Raw genomic sequence first — 21,060 nt, 5'->3', positions numbered from 1 at the left:
TAAGTCGACAAACCGGTAAGTTGATCTGGTTATTTAGTGCGAGAGTTCTAATCGAATCAATACTTCATCGGTAATGTCTTCTATCTCACCATAACCAATAAAAGCGGTGACCTCACTCTCTAACTTCTTCGCTTGGTGCATACTGATGCGCGAAAGCTCGGCTAAGTCTGATTGGAACAAACTTGTTAATGGATTAAAGATAGGGGCGGTAGTGACTCGCAGTACATACACATCACCCAGATCTTGTGCCTTCTTAATGAACGAGATACGTTCTTTCGTAGATGCAAAGTCTTTCACCAACTTCGTATGTACAGATTGAATCTTGTTACCAAACTTTATCGCAGCAATGTATACGTCATGATGTTTTGGCTCTGCACCTTCAATTCTTTTCAGTGGCTCAGCTAATAGTGAATTAGAGTGACCTTTGAAAATCGGTTCCAGTGAAAACTTTTGGTTGTGCCCAAGTTTAGCGAGTAACGCTAGATGCTTGTTCAGCGGGAAGTTCACACCAATGAGCTTACAACGCAACGTTGAGCCCGGCTTATCAATGAAAATTGGATTACTGACCATTTTGTTAAGCAAAACAGTGTGCAGTGATTTAAGCAGTGAATCGGTGGGCAGTATTTCTTGCTTCTTATTTAGCTTACTTTGGTTCTGATCGATAAGCCCATTGAGGAAGGCGATGGTACGCATTGTTTTTGCATTCTCGGTGATAACCAATTGAACATTGCAACCGTTCGGGCTTACACGAATTACATGGTAAGGCACTGTGCTTAATGGCAAGTTTTTATCATAGAGTTGCAGTTCATTAAAATTCACCACAACCGGATCATCAATCTTGAGTACCATTGGGTGTTCAAGGGTAATGCTTAGGCCACGTTTTGATATGTCTACAGTGTGTCCATTTATTGTTGGGCTATCTTGTGATGTGAGTTGAATTGGCGATTTAAAGCTATATCTCGGTTCTTTACGACGACTTTGGGAATCAAAGTAGATACTTTGAATGTTCCCCACCACCGTTCGAGGATGGCGAAAGCGATTAAGGTCACTGCTTGGAATGCGTGGTTTTTCACTTAATAGGTAATCGGCAGCACTTTCGTGATCACCGATCTCTTGCAAGATACCGCAATGAGTCAGTTGCGCAGAGCTTTGAGCAAGCGTATCTGAATGCTCAGCTAAGGCTTGTCGCTCAGCGTCGGATAATTCGAAAACCGAGAATTTGAACGCCTTCCAACTTTTACGTTTACCGCCGATGTGCCAGAACAGTTGCCTCTCTTCACGAGAAGCTTCAGGCAGCATCATCGAGTAGAACAAGGTCTTATTTTTATGTTCATGGGTAAAAGAGTAGATAACGTTACTGGTTCCCTTCACGCCAGGCTTAGCGAGTAAGTTCATACGTTGTTCGTTGAACAAAGTACCCAGAGCCTGTTGGTTACGCTCATCATGCCAGTATTGCCATTGGGGATGATTGTTATCCGTGAGCAGCGCGAGCTTCAACTCACTACCACTGAAGAATAGAGGGAGATTACAGGTGTACTTTAGATAGGTGTGTTCAATACCGCGAGTTCGCGTTCGAATGAGCCTATCTTGATTCTCATGGCTGGTTTTCTTGCTGACACTATTTAGAGATTCATCGAGTAAACGAGCCACACTCGTTGTATCGCTGATTCTCATGCATCTTAAAAATTTGACTGCATTGTTCTCGTAGGATTCATCAATACCCAGAATACGAAATTCAACCGCCTCATTAACATCGGCTTCTAGTGACTTCTCAACAAGCTCAGTGAATTTAACACTGATGATTTCCCCTAGGTTGTATTTAAACGCCCTTGGTACCTTGAACTTTGCACCCGACGGAGAAATATCAACTGTCACACCATGTAGGCTTTGTCCTTTAGGCGTGGTGATTTCAACCTGTGAGCTAATCTTGAGCCTGTTTTCTTTGCGTTTTAAATCGTAACCGAGGTTAATGGCTTCTGCTTCATAGGGGCTATCAGCGTTAGTGATATCGTGGTCATCTTGAGAGGATGTTTTAACAATATTACGAAGAGGTTGAATGCGAGGTGTCATCACTAACTCCCACACGCCCTCGGTATAACCTTTAAATTTTTTAGTACCACGTTGATACGCGTTCAAAGCTATGTCATCAAGCCAATGTTTACGCTCGTCTAGCGTGAATTGATGACATTCATTATCAATACGCCCGCGTAAATCAATGCTCTTTGTGCACGGAGCCATGATACGATTCAGTTCCATTTTAACGAGCAGTTTTAGAGACGGTGATTCGCCTTCTGTCATTTGAGAAAGAAGGAATTCGAAATCTTCGGCATGGTAGGCCGGAATAAGTCGTTCTGCTACAGATAGAATTTCAGATTGCTGCATACTTTTCTTGTTAGAATGGATGGTGCGTTATTGTTATCGACGAGTTGTATTTGATCTTTAGGTATTCGTGGCCCTACTGCAACTTTTATTTTCACCTGTACGGTCAACGGGGTCACAAAATAGCAACATTTACCCGTTACTAAGCAAATTATTGAGGTTTTATGGCTAAGGCAAAGCGAGCTTATGTGTGTAATGACTGTGGTGCTGACTTTCCACGTTGGCAAGGGCAGTGCAATGCATGTGGTGCTTGGAACACGATTACAGAAGTTAGGTTAGCCGCTTCACCTCAGGTCGCGCGCAATGAACGACTAAGTGGTTACGCTGGTGGTGCAACTGAATCTTCGGTTCAAACGCTATCGGAAATCGACTTGCAAGAGGTCCCGCGCTTTAGTAGTGGCTTCAAAGAGCTTGATCGTGTACTTGGTGGTGGTGTTGTACCTGGCGCTGCGATTCTTATTGGTGGTAACCCTGGTGCCGGTAAATCAACCCTGCTATTGCAGACTATGTGTCAGCTTTCTTCCCAGTTACCGACACTTTATGTCACTGGCGAAGAATCTCTTCAACAAGTTGCGATGCGAGCATCTCGATTAGGGTTACCAAAAGAGCATCTCAAAATGCTCTCTGAAACCAATGTTGATAAAATCTGTCAGGTTGCAGAAAGAGAGCAGCCTAAGATCATGGTTATCGACTCAATCCAAGTTATGCATGTCGCTGACGTTCAATCGTCTCCTGGCAGTGTTGCTCAGGTGCGCGAATCGGCAACCGCATTAACGCGCTATGCGAAACAGAACAACGTTGCCGTGTTCCTAGTGGGACACGTAACTAAAGACGGTACCTTAGCGGGACCAAAAGTACTTGAACACATTATTGACTGTTCGGTGTTGTTAGATGGCGGAACGGACAGTCGTTTTAGAACCTTGCGCAGCCACAAGAACCGTTTTGGTGCAGTGAATGAGCTAGGTGTGTTTGCCATGACAGGGCAAGGACTAAAAGAAGTTAGCAATCCATCGGCTATTTTCCTGTCTCGTGGTGAAGAAGAAACCTCAGGCAGTTCAGTGATGGTGGTTTGGGAAGGGACGCGTCCACTTCTTGTCGAAATTCAAGCGCTGGTGGATTATTCGCAGCTGGCTAACCCGCGTCGTGTCGCTGTTGGTCTCGAGCAAAATCGACTGTCATTGTTATTAGCCGTGCTGCATAAACACGGCGGCTTACAAATGGCTGACCAAGATGTGTTTGTGAATGTCGTTGGTGGTGTTAAAGTAACCGAAACCAGTGCTGATCTTGCATTGGTAATGGCATTACTTTCGAGTTTCAGAGACCGCGCATTGCCAAAAGATGTGGTGGTTTTTGGCGAAGTAGGCCTTGCTGGTGAGATTCGACCTGTACCGAGCGGTCAAGAGCGCTTAAATGAGGCGTTTAAACACGGCTTCAAGAGAGCCATTGTACCAGCGGCTAACATGCCTAAAGGTGGCATTCCAGGAATGCAGATCCACGGTGTGAAAAAATTATCGGAAGCAATTAATGCTTTTGATGAGTTGTAATTGAGCTCACTTCAGCTACTCTATACAGCAGAAATTCAGTCTAACTTAAACGCTATTTTCGCTTTAAGTTAGCACTAAACTTAACAATCATTTAGATTGTTTCTTCAGATTGCCTTTTCTATATGTTAGAAAAAGGCAAAGTTTTTTAGTCCCAAATGCATGCAAAGCTATCAGTCCTCACAGATTGTGATATACTCTGCGCGCATTTTATATCCTATTAACAGAGTAAGACAATGGCAGATTTATCGAAATACAGAAACATTGGTATTTTCGCGCACGTTGATGCGGGTAAAACAACTACCACTGAGCGTATCCTTAAGCTAACTGGTCAGATCCACAAGACTGGTGAAGTACATGATGGCGAATCAACTACTGACTTCATGGAACAGGAAGCTGAGCGCGGAATTACTATCCAATCAGCAGCTGTAAGCTGTTTCTGGAACGGTCACCGTCTAAACGTTATCGATACTCCTGGACACGTTGACTTCACAGTTGAAGTATACCGTTCTCTTAAAGTACTTGATGGCGGTATCGGTGTATTCTGTGGTTCTGGTGGTGTTGAACCACAATCAGAAACTAACTGGCGCTACGCTAACGAATCAGAAGTATCTCGTCTGATCTTCGTTAACAAACTAGACCGTATGGGTGCAGATTTCTACAACGTTGTTGACCAAGTTAAAAACGTTCTAGGTGCAACTCCTCTAGTTATGGTTCTACCAATCGGCCGCGAAGATGAATTCGTGGGTGTTGTAGACCTTCTAAGCCGTAAAGCATACGTTTGGGATGACACTGGTCTTCCTGAAAACTACGAAATCACTGATGTTCCTGCGGACATGGTTGATGACGTTGAGCAATACCGTGAAGAGCTAATCGAAACTGCTGTAGAGCAAGACGATGACCTAATGGAAGCTTACATGGAAGGTGAAGAGCCTTCTATCGAAGACATCAAACGTTGTATCCGTAAAGGTACTCGTGATATCGCATTCTTCCCTACGTTCTGTGGTTCTGCGTTCAAGAACAAAGGCATGCAAGTTATCCTTGATGCTGTAGTAGATTACCTACCTTCTCCAACTGAAGTTGATCCTCAACCTCTAATGGATGAGAACGGCGAAGAAACAGGCAACCACGCTATCGTTTCTACTGAAGAAACTTTCAAAGCGCTTGCGTTCAAAATCATGGATGACCGTTTCGGTGCTCTAACTTTCGTTCGTATTTACTCTGGTAAATTGAACAAAGGTGACACGATCCTTAACTCATTCACAGGTAAAACTGAGCGTGTTGGCCGTATGGTTGAGATGCAAGCTGATGACCGTAACGAACTAACTAGCGCACAAGCTGGTGACATCATTGCGATCGTTGGTATGAAGAACGTTCAAACTGGTCACACTCTATGTGATCCAAAAGACCAAGTAACGCTTGAGCCAATGGTTTTCCCAACTCCAGTAATCTCTATCGCTGTATCTCCAAAAGATAAAGGCGGTTCTGAGAAAATGGGTATCGCGATCGGTAAAATGGTTGCTGAAGATCCATCTTTCCAAGTTGAGACTGACGAAGAAACTGGCGAAACTATCCTTAAAGGTATGGGTGAGCTTCACCTAGACATCAAGGTAGATATCCTTAAGCGTACTTACGGCGTTGACCTAACAGTTGGTGCTCCTCAAGTTGCTTACCGTGAAACTATCACTCAAGCAATTGAAGATAGCTACACGCATAAGAAACAGTCTGGTGGTTCTGGTCAATTCGGTAAGATCGATTACCGTATCAAACCAGGTGAAGCAGGTTCTGGCTTCAAGTTCAACTCAGTAGTTGTGGGCGGTAACGTTCCTAAAGAATTCTGGCCTGCAGTTGAGAAAGGCTTTGCTGGCATGATGGATAACGGCGTACTAGCTGGCTTCCCTACGCTAGACGTTGAAGTTGAACTTTTCGATGGTGGTTTCCACGCAGTCGATTCATCTGCTATCGCATTTGAAATCGCAGCGAAAGGCGCATTCCGTCAATCTATGCCTAAAGCTGGCGCGCAACTTCTTGAGCCTATCATGAACGTTGACGTGTTCACTCCAGACGATCACGTTGGTGATGTTATCGGTGACCTTAACCGTCGTCGTGGCATGATCAAAGATCAACAAGCTGGCGTTACTGGTGTTCGTATTAAAGCTGACGTACCTCTTTCTGAGATGTTCGGCTACATCGGTCACCTACGTACTATCACTTCTGGTCGTGGCCAATTCTCTATGGAATTCGCACAATACGCACCATGTCCAACTAACGTTGCTGACGAAGTGATTGCAAAAGTTAAAGCAGAAAAAGAAGCTGGTAAGTAATTAGCCCTTTTCTAAATTAGCTAAAAAAGCCCCGCAAGTGAAAGCTTGCGGGGCTTTTTATTATCAATGATACCAGCGAGCGTCGTTCTATTATCTTAAGCCTATATTTAAGAGCTTATGGGATGATCTTGGTTTTGATTGAAGAACATAGAGAAGAAATTAAAAAGGCCAACGAAAAATAAATGGCAGACTTTTCAAGTACGTATTTCTAAGGCATAGCTTTAACTTCAACCGTGATCGTATCTTGATATTTTCCAGCACGCGCAAATTCGATGTTACCTAACGTCACCTCAAGGGGAACTCCCCAGCGCTTAGTATCCTCATTGTTTGAGAAGGTATAGACCGATTTCTGGTTTACTAAGGCGTTATTAAAGCGCAATGTATATGGGATCGTGACGTTGGATTCCGACTTCTGTTTTAACTCACCATATCTCTGCTTTACAACCAATCTTACATTCGAGTTCGAAAGAAGATCAAAATCGGATCGATAGGTTCGGTTAGATTCAAGGTCACCAAGCTGGAAGCGATAACCTGAGCTCCCTGAGCGTTGAAGGTTTGGTGCGTTAGGCACTGAGTTGAAAGCCACAAACGCTGGTACGTTGAGTTTCACTTTGGCATTTTTTGTCTCTTGTTTTCTATCTAGGGAAATAGAGGCTTCAAGAAGTCCGTTATAATGACCAGATGCGGCCACTTTAGCCTCTGGCACTTTTATCCAAAACTTTGTTCTTTGGCTGTTATCCAGAGGTAGTTGAAAGCCTTTACTAGGAAAGTGGCTCAATTGGCGGAAGTTTTTGTCCAGAATAGTCAGAGGTAAATTTGTTCCAATTGAACTCAAATAGCTAGATTGTTTATTGTTGACCGATACTATGGCCGTCGGGAATCGACAGGTCTGAATATCACGCGACAACTCCAAATAAACGGGAATATAAGCGGCTAAATCTCGCTTAAATTCAACATTGCTTCTGTCGACGTTAAGTATCCACTTGCCACTGCATTCGGCCAAAACCGGTTGAGATAACATGGCTAAACCGAACACTGAGAACTTAAGTAAGTGTTTCATGGTTTATCCCTCTTTAATAAGTAAAGTTGGTAGATAAATCAGATTGTCATTGATTTCTGGGACGCTCAATTTTGTTGGGCTAAAGCCATCTATGACGATGGTGTAGTCACCCGGCGCAACGCCTTCCACAACGAACCTACCTGATCGATTAGTGAAAAATTCATATGTTTTCTGTTGTCCAACTAACTGACCTTGGAAAAGTTTTAGTGGTGTTTTTGGCCCGATCTCAATCTTACCTATAATGGTTTTCGATGCTGCCGAGCCAATTTTTATTAGATGGCCTGTTTGTGAACCTGGTGTAATGTTGTATTCGTGGTCACCGAAGTTATAACCTATTGGCGCATCCGGTACATCAATGTAGATACTGGATAATTGGTGCCCTCCAGATAACTGAACTGCATTACTTATAGTATAGGTAGATATTGCTTCTGCAGGATCGTCTGCAACCGCATTTATTTCTACATCAGCATCTAACGAGTCATGGACAGCGATGATTGCTACAGGGCCATTGATTGGACGTGACCAAGCCAAGTTACCGTCAGCCAAAGTAAACGCAGTACTCGCTCGTAAAGAAGCGGTTTGGTAGTTTGTTGAGTTATCAAATGCTAGGTGAGAAACTTTAGCGTCGGTGATAAATCGGTTTGCTACATAATTACCTTCGATTGAATAAGTTTGAGAGTCACTCTCGCCTTCAGCCGTCATCGCATAACCATAGCTGCCAGTATAATCCTCCGATGGACGTTGGAATTGAGCTCGATAGGTGTCTGGTTCGTTGGAGTAAGATACATTTGCATTGTATTTGCCGTCGTCAGAGTTCCAATCCCAATCAGCAGAAAAGGTGAAGCGAGTTTCGTCAATGTTTTCGTTTGGGTTTTCTTCTTTTTCGATACCTGCAGAGAGTGACACGTTATAAAATTGCCAAGCAATTTCAGTCGAGGCCTGCCATTGTACTTCTGCCTCTTCAAAATCACGATAGTCACCGCTCAGGATTAAGCTCAGGTTATCCGTAATACTGAAAACGTAGTTTGAAAAGACGCGGAGGCCAGTATTCGCATCCGTAATCTGCCAAGGTAATGCGAAATAATTCTCTTGATATTCACTACCAAGACGGAAGTTTGGGGAGCCGTAACTGTCAGTTCCCCATAATTGATGAGAGTAATCTAAGCTGTAGATACTACCTGTCTCATTATTGGGCTTGTTGTTTTGTGCCGAGGCTCGAATCCCCAAATTACCCCAATCGGAACCAACGGTAGCAATCATACCGAGTTGTTGTCCTTCTGGGTGGTACAAACTATTTACACCGACTGTTAAGGTATCGCTGATGCCATAGTCGTAATATCCAGAAGTTACCCATTGCTCGTTGTCATACTTAAAGTTGTTATCTTCAATTGTCGACGTTAAACCAGAGTAAAAGCCAAAATCAGAAATGCCTTCTCTTAATAAGCGTGAGTTAAAGAACTGGCTATAAACGATGGTATCGGTTCTGCCTGATTGATAACTAATGTCTAACTGAACGTCATTGGTACCAGAAACGAGAGGCAAATCATCAAGTGTATATCGACCTGGGGGTAATCGAATCTCGGTGAGAAAAACATCGTTGATATAGATTTCCACATCGGCACTCTCATTCAATACCAGCGGTTGAGTTCCTCCGTTCTGGATGTTTCGGGTAGGTTGTAAGTCTTGATACAAACGTTCAAAAGCAAGGCCACCGAGAGGTGTACTAGGAAGGTGCCCTGCACTTGCTTGGGTGACATCACCAAAGGTTAGACGAAAAGGGGTATTTGGTTCATCGAAGAACAGGCGAGCTTCACCTCGATACACGTCGGAATTGAGATCGCTACCACCAGTTACAAAGCCAGATATTTCAACATTAGCGCCTCGGACGCCACCAATATTGGATTTCAATAACCATTCACCAAGCCAAGTTTGGGTGTCTTCTGCATTAGAGTCGTTGAATAAGGAGTAATCCGTACTGGCATTCAGTGTATTTTGTACTGTCCAAAACGCGCTTTCTGAATATTGGGCGGGTTCATATTTGCTACCAAACGAAAGCAAAAATTCAGCTGCAGCCGTTTCATCAATCACTAAATTTATGCTTTGTTCGGAGGAGTTAAAAGTTGCATTGATACCCATACGATCCAACTGTTCGACTGTGATGTACTCTTCGGAAAAATCTCGTAGTGCAGCCAATGTATCAGGGTTAATCAATTTTTTAGTCGACTGAGCTATCTGATCTACGTTGACAGATCCAACACTTATACCGTCAGAGTATGCATTTACTTCACCGATTGTGTTTTCACCCCAAGTGACAGGAAATGGGAATAACCAACTTTGAGCGAACGCGGCTGGTATAGTCATTATTAGAGTGAGGTATAAAATGAGACTCTTCATGAAAGCATCATTAGTCTATTGTTTTAACAGAAACTTTCTCTGGCTGTCCCAGTTCACTTGGTAAGGTGTATTTGACGGTCGTTCCTGGCATCAAGTAAGCGCTTGTTTTTTTGCTTAGGACTTCCCAATCGACCGTTTTGTTTGTTTTATCGCCAGAGAAATTAAACTCCATACCATTCATGTTCAGTACTCGCTTACCATCGTTTCGGATAGTAACTTGGCGGTTTTGAAGTGTAGTGGTTGGAATTGATTTACTGGATGTGGGAGATACAAAAACCAAAGTTGCAAACTCTAGTAACATGGAAATAGAACTGTCGTCATTTTCCTCAATCTGATTTTCTAGCTCAATTTGCGTAAAGACAATACGGTAGGTGTCGGTTTGTTTTATTGGCCCTGTTGGCATGTAACGTACGCGGAAAGTCTGAGACTTTTGGCCGTCAATTTTTGCTTGAGGTGGTAGGATGAGAAATTCATCTTCTGACGGGGTTAAGATTTCTTCACCAGTAGAAAAATCAGTTTGATAGACGTTTACTTCTAGGAGAATCGGCTCTTCTTCAACATTAGTCACTTTATACAAACCTTGAGAATTCCGGCCCACATCATCAAGTTCTAAATAGATGGGGCTTACCTCGTATGCGAAAAGAATAGAACTAAACAACAAAGAAGATAGAAGAGTGGTAATCCTAACCATAGATATTTCTCCATAAAATAACTTGGCTCGATAACCGAGCCAAGTTTTGTTTGTCTATAAGACAATGTCCATAAAGTGTTGTTCGGTGATTAGCTTGCTGGACCTGCTGCTGCAAGACTCACTTTGATTTTACCTTTATATTTACCTGCTCGTGCAAATCCTGAATCTTCAGGTTTCACATAAATGGGATGCTTGTTGATTTTGTTCACCAAGTGTTCGCCCAATGATGGAATTGGTGGTGCCGTTACTTCTATGGCATGGTCGTTTTCAGTGTTCGCCACCATGTCTGAACCAATTCTTACTTTATAGTTAATTTTTTCACCCATATTGTGCTTGGTTACACCGTTTAATTGGTAAGCTGTAACTGAAAATTCCAAATCAGCACCGTAATTACACCAAGCACGTAAGTTACCTACTAAAACTTTCTTGTTGTTGAAGCCATTGCTCCACGAATCAGTATGAACTTTGTTCGCTTTACGTAGAACGTTATTCTTCACGTCTTTTTTACCGATTCGCAATAGACAGCGTTTTGGAACTCGACCTTCGATTCGAATCGTCTTTTGGTCCGTTTTGCTCAGTGTTGTAAAGTCCACAGCATTATTAAACTGAACCGCAGAAGCGCCAAAAGAAAGTGAAGCGGCTGCTACAGCGGTAGCAAGAAGTAACTTTTTCATCGTTCAATCCCTCGTTAGTTAAGATGCATACCCGTGCATCACTTTTAAAGGTTACGAGGGAACAAAGTGCCAAACCTCATCACATAGAGTGAAAAATATCGCTTACATAGGGTGAGTTTAGAATGAGTTTTGTTATATTCCAATTTTCTTGTGATCTTACTATTTTCTTGTGACCTTGCTATATATCGAATCTAATTAAAGCTTTTTACCTGAGCAAGAAGTTCATACCTGGATCGTAAGTTTAATTTACGAAGTAAGTTTGATGAGTGAGTCTTCACTGTGTTGATACTGACGTGTTGCTGAGATGCTATCTGAGAGTTCGACAGCCCTTTTAGTATCAATGAGCAAGTATCCCTTTCTTTTTTTGTTAACTCTTTATAATTAACTATATTTTCACAGGCTGATTCATAGTTGGTTTCATTGCTTTGATAAGAAGAAACCAGTTTATTTAACACTGACCTTGGAAACCATATCTCTTCTTGATAAACAGATAAAATTGCTTTCGATATAAACTCAAAGTGCTGATCTACTTGCCCCGAAAAACCTTTTTCTAGCCATACTGTAGATGTATTGTCATTCACATTGACAGCTAACCAAAATTCATTTCTTTCATGTAGGATAAATCCGTATCTTTTGGGGCATGGCATTGTTTGAATATCAAATAAAACAACCGTTTCAGGTTCGAGTTTCGGTACTTGCATAAAGCATTGGGAGTGAGAGATTTGCGCACTAGGAATAGATACCGCAAGTAGGTCTTTTATCACCCTATAGTATGAATTATTGCGGGTAAGAACATGAATGTCTAACGCGAGTTCAGAATCAACTTCCATGATTGACCTCTCTATTTACTCATACAAAAAATCTTTAATAATCGGTAGGTTAATGAGGAGTTATCCCACAGAGTCTAGTTAAATAATATTAGTATTGATTAAGTATTATTCAATGCAATTGATGTGATATTCGTTTTAATCATTGATTTTACGAGTAATATAAGGGGGTAAAATAAAATGCGCACCAATGGTTTCATACTTTAGTACCGTAAATGGTGCGTTTGTTAAAGGAAGGGACTAGCGTTTCAAATCGATATAGATTTGCTCTACTTTGGTACGAGCCCAATCTGTTTTACGCAAAAATTTTAAACTTGATTTAATGCTTGGATCTTTTTTGAAGCAGTTGATATTTACCATGTAACTCAACTCTTCCCAACCGTAATGTTCAACCAATTCAGTCAGCAGCTTCTGTAGAGTGATACCGTGAAGTGGGTTGTTGTCTTGTGTCATGAGATGTTCTCGCCATTTATTTGAGTTAAGTATACCAGTTTCGCCTTATGAATTATCCGACCATTTGAGTTCGTAGTCGGTGTGGATAATCGAAAGCTCTTCTCTACCTGTATTACCAAATAATTTAACCTGATTCTGCATCCATTCTTCGAAACGTTTTATCTTTTCTCGATGGAAGTAACCTGGAGGCGCGCATAAAAAGTAATTGTATTTAGGCTTCAGCGCGATGTTTCCGATTCGCACCAATTTCTTTTCCTGTAAATAGCGATACACCAAGCTGTGCTTAACAAGCGCGACACCTTGAACGGATAGTGCACCTTCTAACACAAAATGAGAGCCATCAAATTGCAATGATGTGCGGCCAGCTTTTACTCCTGCGACTTGTAACCAGAGATTCCAATCCATATCAGGCCAACGGTCTTCAATGAGTTCCGCTTTATGCAGATCGTCGATGTCATAGATACCATGTTTCTCTTGATAAATAGGGTGGCAAACCGGGTAAATGACCTCGTCCATCAACCAACGTGATTCGATGTTTGGGTAGTCTCCATGACCGTATCTAACGCAGATATCGACATTAGAATCTTCAAATGTGACTAGCTTATTGGTCGGCTCAATTAGCATGGATAGATCAGGGTGGCGACCGCGAAAGTCGCCAATTCTTGGTACGAGCCAATGCTGAGCAAAGGAAGGCACGGTAGAGATCGACAGTTGAGTAGGGTTAGGATCTTGGTTGATTCGTCTCACCCCATCTTGAATATGAGCAAAGCCTTTCTTCGCTTGCAGGTAAAGCACTTCACCTTCATGAGTGAGTACTATTTTTCGGTGTTGGCGAATAAACAGATCTGCAGCTAACCACTCTTCAAGTTGGCGAATCTGTTGGCTGACGGCAGCTGCCGTGACAAATAGTTTCTGTGCGGCGACTTTAAAACTGCCAGTTTCAGCCGCCGTGTAAAAATAGTAGATCCCTTGGAATGGTGGGGCTCGTTCTCTCACATTAGTTTTCCTTAACTGAATGCCAGTATCTATCGTTTGTCGATGTTGCTCTGTTGATTAATTATCGACCATAACAAAACAAAAGATCAACAGGAGAAAGGCTATGAATACGATCACAGCAACAGCAAATACCAACCATTCATTTTTTTCATCATTGTCAATTAAGAAATTCTATTCTAAATTAGGCCTGTACTTTCAAAATCGTAGAACTAGAAAGCAGCTGTCTGAGCTACCCGATTATTTATTGAGAGATGTCGGGATTACGTCGGAACAAGTCGAGAAAGAACTGAAGAAGTCATTTTGGGAGTGATTCGAGGCAACGTAGCTTTTAACTCGACGTTGCTTTAACTCAACATAGTTTTGTCGGTGTCGGGAGGTTTACGTTACCGTTCTATGTTGAGTTAGGTTTATGGTTTATATAAAGAAGTGGGAGATGATATTTAACTCTCCAATAGCTCGTTTACTTCTTCGTGCAACCAATTGGTGAACGCGGTAATACGCTCTTCTCTCGGGGAGTTAGGGTCAAAGCATAGGTTGACTTGAACCCCAGGTGTCATGCCTATATCAAAGGGCTTCACTAGCAAGCCGCGTTCGATGAAGTCACCAGCTAAGCTGTCTGTTGCCAAGCAAACCCCATGTCCCGCCATGACAGTCGTTAACCCCATATCAAAGGTACCGACTTCCATCCACTGAATGGTGCTGCTTTGAGTCGATATGTTTGCTTGCCTAAACCATTCCTCCCACGGGAAACAACCGCTATCAAACTGAATCAGCCAACATTTGAGGAGTTGTTCAGGTGATGTGAAGTTCAAAGAGTTTGCGAGTTCAGGGGAACAAAAAGGGTAAACCGGTTCGTTGATTAGCATCTCAAGAGTCAAGCCTTCTTCAACGCATAGATCTTCGCCTTGTCGAATAGCAACATCAATCTCGCCATGTTTTAAATTTGGGGTATCACACCCTGTTAGTATCTTAATTGGGATCTCTGGGTGCTTTACCGAGAACTTCCACAGCCTAGGTAGTAACCAACGAGAAGCAAAAGAAGGGGGACTTCTAACAACAAGCAGCCCTTGAATAGGTTCTGATTGGATCTTGTTTAACCCCAGCAGAACCTCTTGAAATCCATCAGAGACATGTCTAAAAAGTGTGTGCCCTTCATGCGTCAAAGTCATTGCACGCCCCTTACGAATAAAGAGCTTACATCCAAGCTGTTCTTCTAACTGTCGAATCTTCTGGCTGACGGCTGCTTGAGTGACGAACAGCTCTTCAGCCGCTTTGCTGTAATTGCTCAAGCGAGCCGCAACTTCAAAGTAACGGAGACCTGAAAGGTGACGCAGTCTATTGTCCATAATCTCAGCTTATAGTTCTTGTTAATAATGGTTGTTCGATTATCGAACAGGTTGTTTTCATAATAGCGATAGAACGATGGCGAGCACAAGAGAGAAATTATGGAGTTATTAATCAATTTGAAGAGTTTTTTCGGTTATAAAATCTTTAAAAACAAGGTAATGGGAGTCAAGATTGACGAGACTAAATCTAATAAGGTGTTATGTGTAGAACAGTTAAGTCATCGAGTAAAAGAGGATTTAGGATTAAGTAGCGAGAACAACAATGATTCAGACTACACCAAATATTTATAACCTTTTGTTATCTTAAAGGAGTCGCAAGGGTTCTTTGTGAGGAAGGTCTCTTTGGGGTAGCTCTATCTAACTATTCCATAATAAACACTGAGAGTATTTCTATTTTATTCGCTACTAAACTAAATGCTTAATTTGAACTTTTGTTGTCTTATATTTGAGACTGTGGTGGTGATTTATATAGAAACAACAGCAGTCTGATTTATATCCTTACTTTATCTAATGGATATAAAACAGACAGTTATTTGGGTGCTGAATAAATTGGGAGTTAGATTCTATTTTATATTGGACGTTATTTTCGTATTTAACCAACTGAAAATAATATATTTTAATTACTATCGATATTGATAGCGGTAGCAATCGTATTACCTTCAAATACCCCTCGCGTATAAAACTTGAACAACTCATTTATCAATTCTATATCTGTAATGTTGAGCTTTTCTGTATCTCCTAGGTTTTCTATTGGGCTATATATGGGGAATAGAAAGGCGAAAGGGTGGGGGCTGTATGAGATCTATTTCAAGAGGTTCAGAACGTAACCGCTATCGAAGCGGTCTAAAATCCAAAATAAAAGGCATCGCTATTATCGAGTTTACGATCGTGGTGAGCCTGTTTTTTGCGCTTTTTTTGACGGTTGTTGATCTTGGTATATATGGGTTTGTTAAATTGACCATGCAACATTCGGCAAGAGAGGGCGCAAGATATGCCATCACAGGTCGTTCTGATCTCGATCCCGATGCATCGAGTAATCGAGAAGCGGCAATCTTAGAAAAAATTTCCCAATCTTCGAGTGGTCTACTCGACAAAGTGATGGATGTTCAAAACATACGTGTTGAAGATGTCTATGGTAATGCCGTCGCTGGTTTTGGTGGCTCAGGGGACATTATTTCTATTCATCTTGATTGTGAGTGGCCATCTGTAAACCCTTATATGTATGTTTTGCTTGATGACGGGAAGTTTAAATTTACCGTTAGTGCGGCAATGAAAAACGAAGCTTTTTAAGGAGGAACAGGATGTTTCCTTTGAAGATCAAAAGAGCCGCAGAGAAAGGGTTTGCGGCAATCGAAATGACCTTAATAGCACCATTGTTCATGTTGCTTATTGTTGCTGCTGTCGATATCACGCACCTCATTCAAGCCAATCACATCATTATCAGTATCAGTCGAGAAGGTGGGAACATTATTTCTCGGAGTAATACTGATACCCCTCAAGAAGTGATGGACATCATAGCGACGACATCGGGAACATTGGACTTGACGCAAGACGGTGTCATTTACATTACCGAGGTGGTTGGTCAAGAAGGTGCTTCCCCCTACATTAAAAGTCAATATCGATGGAACCAACACGGATTAAGTAAAAATAGTGCTATTTGGTCGAGTTGCAGTAACTGGGCAAGTGATGGGGAGTGTTCTGATGTGGATTCAGATGATCCCCCGCTCATCAATAATCTCGCAGTTGCACTTGATGACGGGGAGATCGTTTACAGCGTAGAGGTATTCTATGACTACTCACCCATCTTTAGTCGAGTATTCGACGAGCAATATATTTTGAGTGACACAACATATATGTAGGGAGGTTAAAATGGATAAGGGAACCCCAATCAAATATCGTTACAGTCGGGGGTTAGTGGCTTTGATGTCAATCATCGCACTGCCTTTTATTTTGTTAGTTGTTGGACTTTCAGTGGATGCTGGACGCGCTTACATTGTTAAGTCTAAATTATTTGCGGCGGTTGATGCTGCGAGTATTGCAGCCGCAAGAGCGGTCGCTAATGGCGAAGATGCAGGGCGTGCTGCAGCTCAAAAATATTTTTCAGCTAATATCCCCGCCGACTTTTATTCAGCAACGCCGAGCTTAGGTGCGGTGAACTTCGCATATGATTCTTTTGGTAATATTTCCATAGATATTTCGGCTACAGCGCAAGTACCTACTATCTTTTTGCCCTTGATAGGGTTAGATACATTCAACCCAGGAGTTTCAGCACAATCTATCCGTCGCCCCGTAGATTTGGTGTTAGTGATTGATAACACTACTTCCTTGAGACTAGGGAGTATTGGCGACGTGACACAAGACGTGATTGATCGGTCTAAGTCGTTCATTGAAAATTTTCATGAGGGATTTGATCGAATTTCATTGGTTAAGTTTGCTTTTGGATCTGAAGTCCCTGTGGGGTTCAATGCGACCCGTGGACATAGCCGGAGTACCATAAAATCTGAAATTGATAGCTTTAACTTTGGTAGCACTTCAAATGCCCAATATACCAATGCATCAGAAGGGATGTATCGAGCTCTGAATGAACTCAGAACTGTGACTGATCCTGCCAACTTGAAAGTGATTGTATTCTTTACTGATGGAGCGCCAAATACTTTTGCTACGACGTTTGATTTTGAAGGTGGTGGAACTCACACAGGGGCTATAAGATCGAGCGACGGTAGTAGTGGCAGACCTAGAGGTCTTTGGAGACATGATACGATTGCTACCAGGTTACCGGGCGGTTACGAGGGAAGAGATATTGATGACTATATCAGCGAAATTCCTCAGTATTATACAACTCATGATGCTAGTGCCACCGAGTTCAACATTTTGAACCCGACTCATGCGGTGCGCCCAGTAGCGCAATATGCCCCTGATAGTCATTCAGCAAATGATCTGTATACCAGAGTTAATCGGGTTGCTCGTAATCTAGTTGAAGACATCGCGGAAAAGGCTAGAACGGAAGACATATATGTATTTACGTTGGGTTTAGGCTCATCACTAACATCGGCAACTGGACCTGATAGTGAGTTTGGTGAGGACTTATTGTTACGAATGGCAAACTCTAGCGCGCTTTTAGATGATCCGGACCTGAGTTCCGACTATGATCCTGCTCAGCTTGAAGGGGTGTATTGCCATGCCATCGATGAAGAGGCATTAGGCCCTTGTTTTGATGAGATGTTAGACGTAATTATCAGGTTAACCTTGTAATACTTGTCTGCGGGTTATTGCTTGCGTTAAGACTGTCAGTAAGAAGAACAGTCATTAGGAAGTAGAATTACATAAAAAGAGGGAGCTCTTAAGCTCCCTCTTAGTGCCAATTTCAGTTTAGTAGCACTCTTTATTCAGTGTTAGGTGCAAGTAATGGTTATTCTTCCCAAACCACCAATTTATCTTTCGGCCAGTTATGACCGATTTCATGGTATTTCTGCTCAAGGATATGTCGCTTTATCTTGAGAGTCGGGGTAAGTACACCGTTGTCGATGCTCCACGGTTCCTTAATCATCAGTACCCCTTTGATCTTCTCATGCGAGGCTAACAGTTCGTTCATTTTTTCAATGACACGTTTACTTGTTCTTTCATAACGAGCTCGATCAAAATTAGGGAAGTCATGCGGTACCACTAGTAGGATAGGACCAGGTAAGCCTAAGCCGATCAAACACATCATTTCTACGCGGCTGTATTCAAACAGTTTGTTTTCGATTGGCACTGGAGCCACAAACTTACCTTTCGCAGTTTTAAAGGTGTCTTTTTTACGTCCCCGGATCGTTAGGTAGCCCTCGCTGTCGATATCACCAATATCGCCAGTATGAAGCCATCCCTCAGAGTTAAAAGACTCTTGGGTGGCTATGTCATTTTTGTAATAGCCAGAGAACATACCTTTGCTTCGAACCAAAATTTCTTCATCTTCTGCAATTTTGAGTTCGATGCCCGGACCAGCATTACCCACAGTACCAATTTTGTCGGCTCTAAACGGGTGATTAATCGTGCTGTAGGCGAAAGACTCTGTCATTCCCCAAGCCTCGGTAATGTGTAGACCAACACTCTCATACCATGCGAGTAGAGCCGGTGATACCGGAGCTGAACCACATCCCAAAACGCGGGCTTGATCTAACCCTAGGCCATCAGCCAGTTTCTTCTTAATGATGTTGTTGATAAACGGAATCTTAAGTAATAAATTCAGTTTCTTCTGCGGAAGCTTATCTTGGATTCGTTGCTGGAACAGAGTCCATAAGCGAGGAACTGAAATAAATAGAGTAGGGCGATGCATTTTCACATCATCAATAAAGGTATCTAAAGACTCCGGGAAAGCAGTGACTATACCGCCCATTACCGATGAGCCAAAGATGTAAACGCGTTCTGTAATATGGGCAAGCGGTAGATAAGAGAACAAGCGATCGCCGGGTTGGATACCAATATGATCGATCAACCGTTGAACTGACCACGTAAAGGCGCCGTATGTGAGCATCGCGCCTTTTGGTAGCCCTGATGTACCCGAAGTATAAACAAGCGACATTACTTTATCATCGTGATGCTGAGGACGCTTGGTTGAGGGTTCATGGGTATCGATGAGTTGTTCGAAAGTATGTTGGCACTTCGCTGCGCTATCGTAGGGAAGTGAGATACTCACCAAGTTTGGATTATCATCCAGTACTTTTTGAGTGGCCTTAGGGTCGTCGAGTTTACCCGCAATCACAATTTTACTTTCACTGTGTTCAATACAGTACTGTATGGTATCGGCACCCGCTGTTGGAAAGATTGGGACGCTGACAAAATCTCCTAACATCATGGCAAGATCGCAGATAAACCACTCCGCACAGTTTTTCGATACGAGAGCGACTCGATCACCGGGTTGGGCTCCGAGTCCTTCTAATGCTGACGCCAGTTTCAGTGCTTTGTCGGCCACTTCTTTAAAAGTAAATTCGACAAATTGGCGATTAATAATTTGTTTTAAATAGACCTCATCGGGGCGTTCTTCTGCCCATTTTAAAATCATGTCATTGGGTGTAGAGAGAGCTGTTGCTTGTTCTTGGCTAAACTCGTTAGGCTGAATCATTGTCTAACTCCATGTTTTTCGCTAAGTTATTTTTGTTAAAATCATGTTAAATGTACCATGGTTTTTTCTTTTAGGGAGTAAAATTAGCGTTTATGTTCTTTGTTTTCCGTTATCTGTGCAGGCTCGCCTGTAACTTGCAGGCGTTACTCCAGTCCGTTTCTTAAAAATTCTCGAGAAATATGACACATCCTTGTATCCACATTGATAGGCAATGACAGCAATTTTTGATTCGGTATCTGCCTCGATTAACTTTTTGGCAAGTAGAATGCGTTTATCGCACACGAAGTCTCTAAAGCTTACTCCAAAGTGTAGATGAAACTTCTTAGAAAAATAGGTGGTTGAACAGTGACATTTCTCGGCGATCTCTGTTTCTCTGATTTCTTTGTTGATGTTGTCCATCACAAAGTTAATAACTTCGGATGTGAAGACCTTTACAGGCAGTTGGTTGTTGTTGTTTGTGTCTCTGTCGATATCGAAGTGGGACTCGAACATATGCTGTGTCTTGGCCTTAAGCTCTTCGAATTGACTGGTCAGATGATTACTGTTTGTTTCTATGATGAAAAATATATTCTTATGATTTCGAACGATATTAGGTAACGGGTCAGAGCAAATAATGACAATTCTTTTGTTCAAATTTTCGCAAATAGATAAAGCCATGGTAAGTAGTTGGATTTTATCTGCGCTATTCAATATGAAAAATACCAATCTTACATCTAAGTTACTGATTATAGATATGTCTTGTTTGAAGTTTTTAATAGAAAAATAGTGGCCTATTTTATTAATAATAACGGAGTTGAAATCACTATCTTTGTCCGACAATAACGGAGTTACTATTTTCATATTAATATAATCTTCGTTTCATATCGGTTTTTTTGTCTAAAAACAACCGAATAACAAGTAATAGTAATTAGATTAGAAGTACCACAAGAAAGTGCAAGTAAATGGCAAAATAATCCTAACCTAATATATCGTTCAGCTCTAGATTTAGTTTACAGGTAAATAAAACCTGATACGTAAATCAAGGAGAGATTCTTATGAATAACCTATTGAAAAACATTAAAGAATTTATGAATGATGAAGAAGGTTTAACGGTCATCGAATATGTGATCGGTGCTGCTATGCTCGTGTTAGGGTTGACAACCATATTCAGTGGAATTGGTAATGTATTGTCAGCGAAACTCAGTGCTATTGTTAATGCTATTAGTACGACAACAGCCCCGTAGACACTATGAATAAAAAGGGAATTAGAAAGCAGAAAGGACTAACTATTGTCGAGT

General features: G+C 42.0%; 18 protein-coding genes. 7 read left to right on the top strand and 11 right to left on the bottom strand.

Annotated features, from left to right (window positions below; genetic code table 11):
- Positions 1-33: 33 nt before the first annotated feature.
- Positions 34-2,382, bottom strand: a complete 2,349-nt coding sequence (locus AB4513_RS03675) for a PilZ domain-containing protein (protein WP_012604687.1) — start codon at positions 2,380-2,382, stop codon at positions 34-36.
- A gap of 161 nt (positions 2,383-2,543) precedes the next feature.
- On the opposite strand from AB4513_RS03675, the gene radA reads away from it, so the two are divergent.
- Positions 2,544-3,923: a DNA repair protein RadA gene (gene radA, locus AB4513_RS03670; RefSeq protein ID WP_009847515.1), complete on the top strand. Its 1,380-nt coding sequence runs from the start codon at positions 2,544-2,546 to the stop codon at positions 3,921-3,923.
- Positions 3,924-4,156: 233 nt separating this feature from the next.
- Complete coding sequence (gene fusA / locus AB4513_RS03665; protein ID WP_009847514.1) at positions 4,157-6,244, top strand: elongation factor G; 2,088 nt, start codon at positions 4,157-4,159, stop codon at positions 6,242-6,244.
- 208 nt (positions 6,245-6,452) lie between these two features.
- On the opposite strand, the gene AB4513_RS03660 is transcribed toward fusA, so the two are convergent.
- The 7 genes from AB4513_RS03660 to AB4513_RS03630 form a co-directional block, all read right to left on the bottom strand.
- A complete protein-coding gene (locus AB4513_RS03660) occupies positions 6,453-7,304 on the bottom strand; it encodes a hypothetical protein (protein WP_102257752.1) in 852 nt (283 codons plus the stop codon).
- A gap of 3 nt (positions 7,305-7,307) precedes the next feature.
- Positions 7,308-9,698 carry a fimbria/pilus outer membrane usher protein gene (locus tag AB4513_RS03655; protein ID WP_102257753.1) on the bottom strand — a complete coding sequence of 797 codons (2,391 nt, stop codon included), beginning with the start codon at positions 9,696-9,698 and terminating at the stop codon, positions 7,308-7,310.
- A 10-nt stretch (positions 9,699-9,708) separates the two neighbouring features.
- Positions 9,709-10,389 (bottom strand): molecular chaperone, encoded by a 681-nt coding sequence (locus AB4513_RS03650; protein WP_102257754.1) that lies wholly within the window; start codon positions 10,387-10,389, stop codon positions 9,709-9,711.
- A gap of 89 nt (positions 10,390-10,478) precedes the next feature.
- Complete coding sequence (locus AB4513_RS03645) at positions 10,479-11,063, bottom strand: hypothetical protein (protein ID WP_086048837.1); 585 nt, start codon at positions 11,061-11,063, stop codon at positions 10,479-10,481.
- A 191-nt stretch (positions 11,064-11,254) separates the two neighbouring features.
- Positions 11,255-11,893 (bottom strand): helix-turn-helix transcriptional regulator, encoded by a 639-nt coding sequence (locus AB4513_RS03640; RefSeq protein ID WP_102257755.1) that lies wholly within the window; start codon positions 11,891-11,893, stop codon positions 11,255-11,257.
- Between the two features lie 237 nt (positions 11,894-12,130).
- A complete protein-coding gene (locus tag AB4513_RS03635; protein WP_012604684.1) occupies positions 12,131-12,343 on the bottom strand; it encodes a VF530 family DNA-binding protein in 213 nt (70 codons plus the stop codon).
- A 45-nt stretch (positions 12,344-12,388) separates the two neighbouring features.
- On the bottom strand, positions 12,389-13,339 hold the full coding sequence (locus tag AB4513_RS03630) for a LysR substrate-binding domain-containing protein (RefSeq protein WP_102257756.1): 951 nt from the start codon (positions 13,337-13,339) through the stop codon (positions 12,389-12,391).
- Between the two features lie 103 nt (positions 13,340-13,442).
- Here AB4513_RS03630 and AB4513_RS03625 point away from each other — a divergent pair, with 103 nt between their 5' ends.
- Positions 13,443-13,649 (top strand): DUF1127 domain-containing protein, encoded by a 207-nt coding sequence (locus tag AB4513_RS03625; RefSeq protein ID WP_017060829.1) that lies wholly within the window; start codon positions 13,443-13,445, stop codon positions 13,647-13,649.
- A gap of 130 nt (positions 13,650-13,779) precedes the next feature.
- On the opposite strand, the gene AB4513_RS03620 is transcribed toward AB4513_RS03625, so the two are convergent.
- A complete protein-coding gene (locus tag AB4513_RS03620) occupies positions 13,780-14,685 on the bottom strand; it encodes a LysR substrate-binding domain-containing protein (RefSeq protein ID WP_102257757.1) in 906 nt (301 codons plus the stop codon).
- 795 nt (positions 14,686-15,480) lie between these two features.
- Here AB4513_RS03620 and AB4513_RS03615 point away from each other — a divergent pair.
- From AB4513_RS03615 to AB4513_RS03605, 3 genes are read left to right on the top strand one after another with little or no spacing between them, the layout of a single operon-like run.
- A complete protein-coding gene (locus AB4513_RS03615) occupies positions 15,481-15,975 on the top strand; it encodes a TadE family protein (RefSeq protein WP_102257759.1) in 495 nt (164 codons plus the stop codon).
- Between the two features lie 11 nt (positions 15,976-15,986).
- Positions 15,987-16,544 carry a TadE/TadG family type IV pilus assembly protein gene (locus AB4513_RS03610; RefSeq protein ID WP_009847506.1) on the top strand — a complete coding sequence of 186 codons (558 nt, stop codon included), beginning with the start codon at positions 15,987-15,989 and terminating at the stop codon, positions 16,542-16,544.
- Between the two features lie 10 nt (positions 16,545-16,554).
- Positions 16,555-17,937, top strand: a complete 1,383-nt coding sequence (locus AB4513_RS03605; RefSeq protein WP_102257760.1) for a vWA domain-containing protein — start codon at positions 16,555-16,557, stop codon at positions 17,935-17,937.
- Positions 17,938-18,094: 157 nt separating this feature from the next.
- On the opposite strand, the gene AB4513_RS03600 is transcribed toward AB4513_RS03605, so the two are convergent.
- Together AB4513_RS03600 and AB4513_RS03595 are read right to left on the bottom strand one after the other, a co-directional pair.
- Positions 18,095-19,783, bottom strand: a complete 1,689-nt coding sequence (locus AB4513_RS03600; protein ID WP_102257761.1) for an AMP-binding protein — start codon at positions 19,781-19,783, stop codon at positions 18,095-18,097.
- A 90-nt stretch (positions 19,784-19,873) separates the two neighbouring features.
- Positions 19,874-20,623, bottom strand: coding sequence for an AraC family transcriptional regulator (locus AB4513_RS03595; protein WP_102257762.1), 750 nt, complete (start codon positions 20,621-20,623; stop codon positions 19,874-19,876).
- A 194-nt stretch (positions 20,624-20,817) separates the two neighbouring features.
- Here AB4513_RS03595 and AB4513_RS03590 point away from each other — a divergent pair, with 194 nt between their 5' ends.
- Positions 20,818-21,006: a Flp family type IVb pilin gene (locus AB4513_RS03590; RefSeq protein ID WP_009847502.1), complete on the top strand. Its 189-nt coding sequence runs from the start codon at positions 20,818-20,820 to the stop codon at positions 21,004-21,006.
- The last annotated feature ends 54 nt before the right edge of the window (positions 21,007-21,060 follow it).

The organism is Vibrio sp. 10N.222.54.E6, from assembly GCF_041473955.1.
GTDB classification, from domain to species: Bacteria; Pseudomonadota; Gammaproteobacteria; order Enterobacterales; family Vibrionaceae; genus Vibrio; species Vibrio tasmaniensis_A.
Note: the sequence above shows the minus strand (reverse complement) of the source record. Positions and strands in the feature narration are given on the sequence as shown.

What these genes read in the sequence shown, in the direction of transcription:
- radA (WP_009847515.1), top strand. Translation starts at nt 2,544, where the DNA reads ATGGCTAAGGCAAAGCGAGCTTATGTGTGTAATGACTGTGGTGCTGAC.
- AB4513_RS03595 (WP_102257762.1), bottom strand. Translation starts at nt 20,623, where the DNA reads ATGAAAATAGTAACTCCGTTATTGTCGGACAAAGATAGTGATTTCAAC.
- AB4513_RS03675 (WP_012604687.1), bottom strand. Translation starts at nt 2,382, where the DNA reads ATGCAGCAATCTGAAATTCTATCTGTAGCAGAACGACTTATTCCGGCC.
- AB4513_RS03625 (WP_017060829.1), top strand. Translation starts at nt 13,443, where the DNA reads ATGAATACGATCACAGCAACAGCAAATACCAACCATTCATTTTTTTCA.
- fusA (WP_009847514.1), top strand. Translation starts at nt 4,157, where the DNA reads ATGGCAGATTTATCGAAATACAGAAACATTGGTATTTTCGCGCACGTT.
- AB4513_RS03655 (WP_102257753.1), bottom strand. Translation starts at nt 9,698, where the DNA reads ATGAAGAGTCTCATTTTATACCTCACTCTAATAATGACTATACCAGCC.
- AB4513_RS03640 (WP_102257755.1), bottom strand. Translation starts at nt 11,893, where the DNA reads ATGGAAGTTGATTCTGAACTCGCGTTAGACATTCATGTTCTTACCCGC.
- AB4513_RS03620 (WP_102257757.1), bottom strand. Translation starts at nt 14,685, where the DNA reads ATGGACAATAGACTGCGTCACCTTTCAGGTCTCCGTTACTTTGAAGTT.
- AB4513_RS03605 (WP_102257760.1), top strand. Translation starts at nt 16,555, where the DNA reads ATGGATAAGGGAACCCCAATCAAATATCGTTACAGTCGGGGGTTAGTG.
- AB4513_RS03610 (WP_009847506.1), top strand. Translation starts at nt 15,987, where the DNA reads ATGTTTCCTTTGAAGATCAAAAGAGCCGCAGAGAAAGGGTTTGCGGCA.
- AB4513_RS03615 (WP_102257759.1), top strand. Translation starts at nt 15,481, where the DNA reads ATGAGATCTATTTCAAGAGGTTCAGAACGTAACCGCTATCGAAGCGGT.
- AB4513_RS03660 (WP_102257752.1), bottom strand. Translation starts at nt 7,304, where the DNA reads ATGAAACACTTACTTAAGTTCTCAGTGTTCGGTTTAGCCATGTTATCT.
- AB4513_RS03590 (WP_009847502.1), top strand. Translation starts at nt 20,818, where the DNA reads ATGAATAACCTATTGAAAAACATTAAAGAATTTATGAATGATGAAGAA.
- AB4513_RS03650 (WP_102257754.1), bottom strand. Translation starts at nt 10,389, where the DNA reads ATGGTTAGGATTACCACTCTTCTATCTTCTTTGTTGTTTAGTTCTATT.
- AB4513_RS03645 (WP_086048837.1), bottom strand. Translation starts at nt 11,063, where the DNA reads ATGAAAAAGTTACTTCTTGCTACCGCTGTAGCAGCCGCTTCACTTTCT.
- AB4513_RS03635 (WP_012604684.1), bottom strand. Translation starts at nt 12,343, where the DNA reads ATGACACAAGACAACAACCCACTTCACGGTATCACTCTACAGAAGCTG.
- AB4513_RS03600 (WP_102257761.1), bottom strand. Translation starts at nt 19,783, where the DNA reads ATGATTCAGCCTAACGAGTTTAGCCAAGAACAAGCAACAGCTCTCTCT.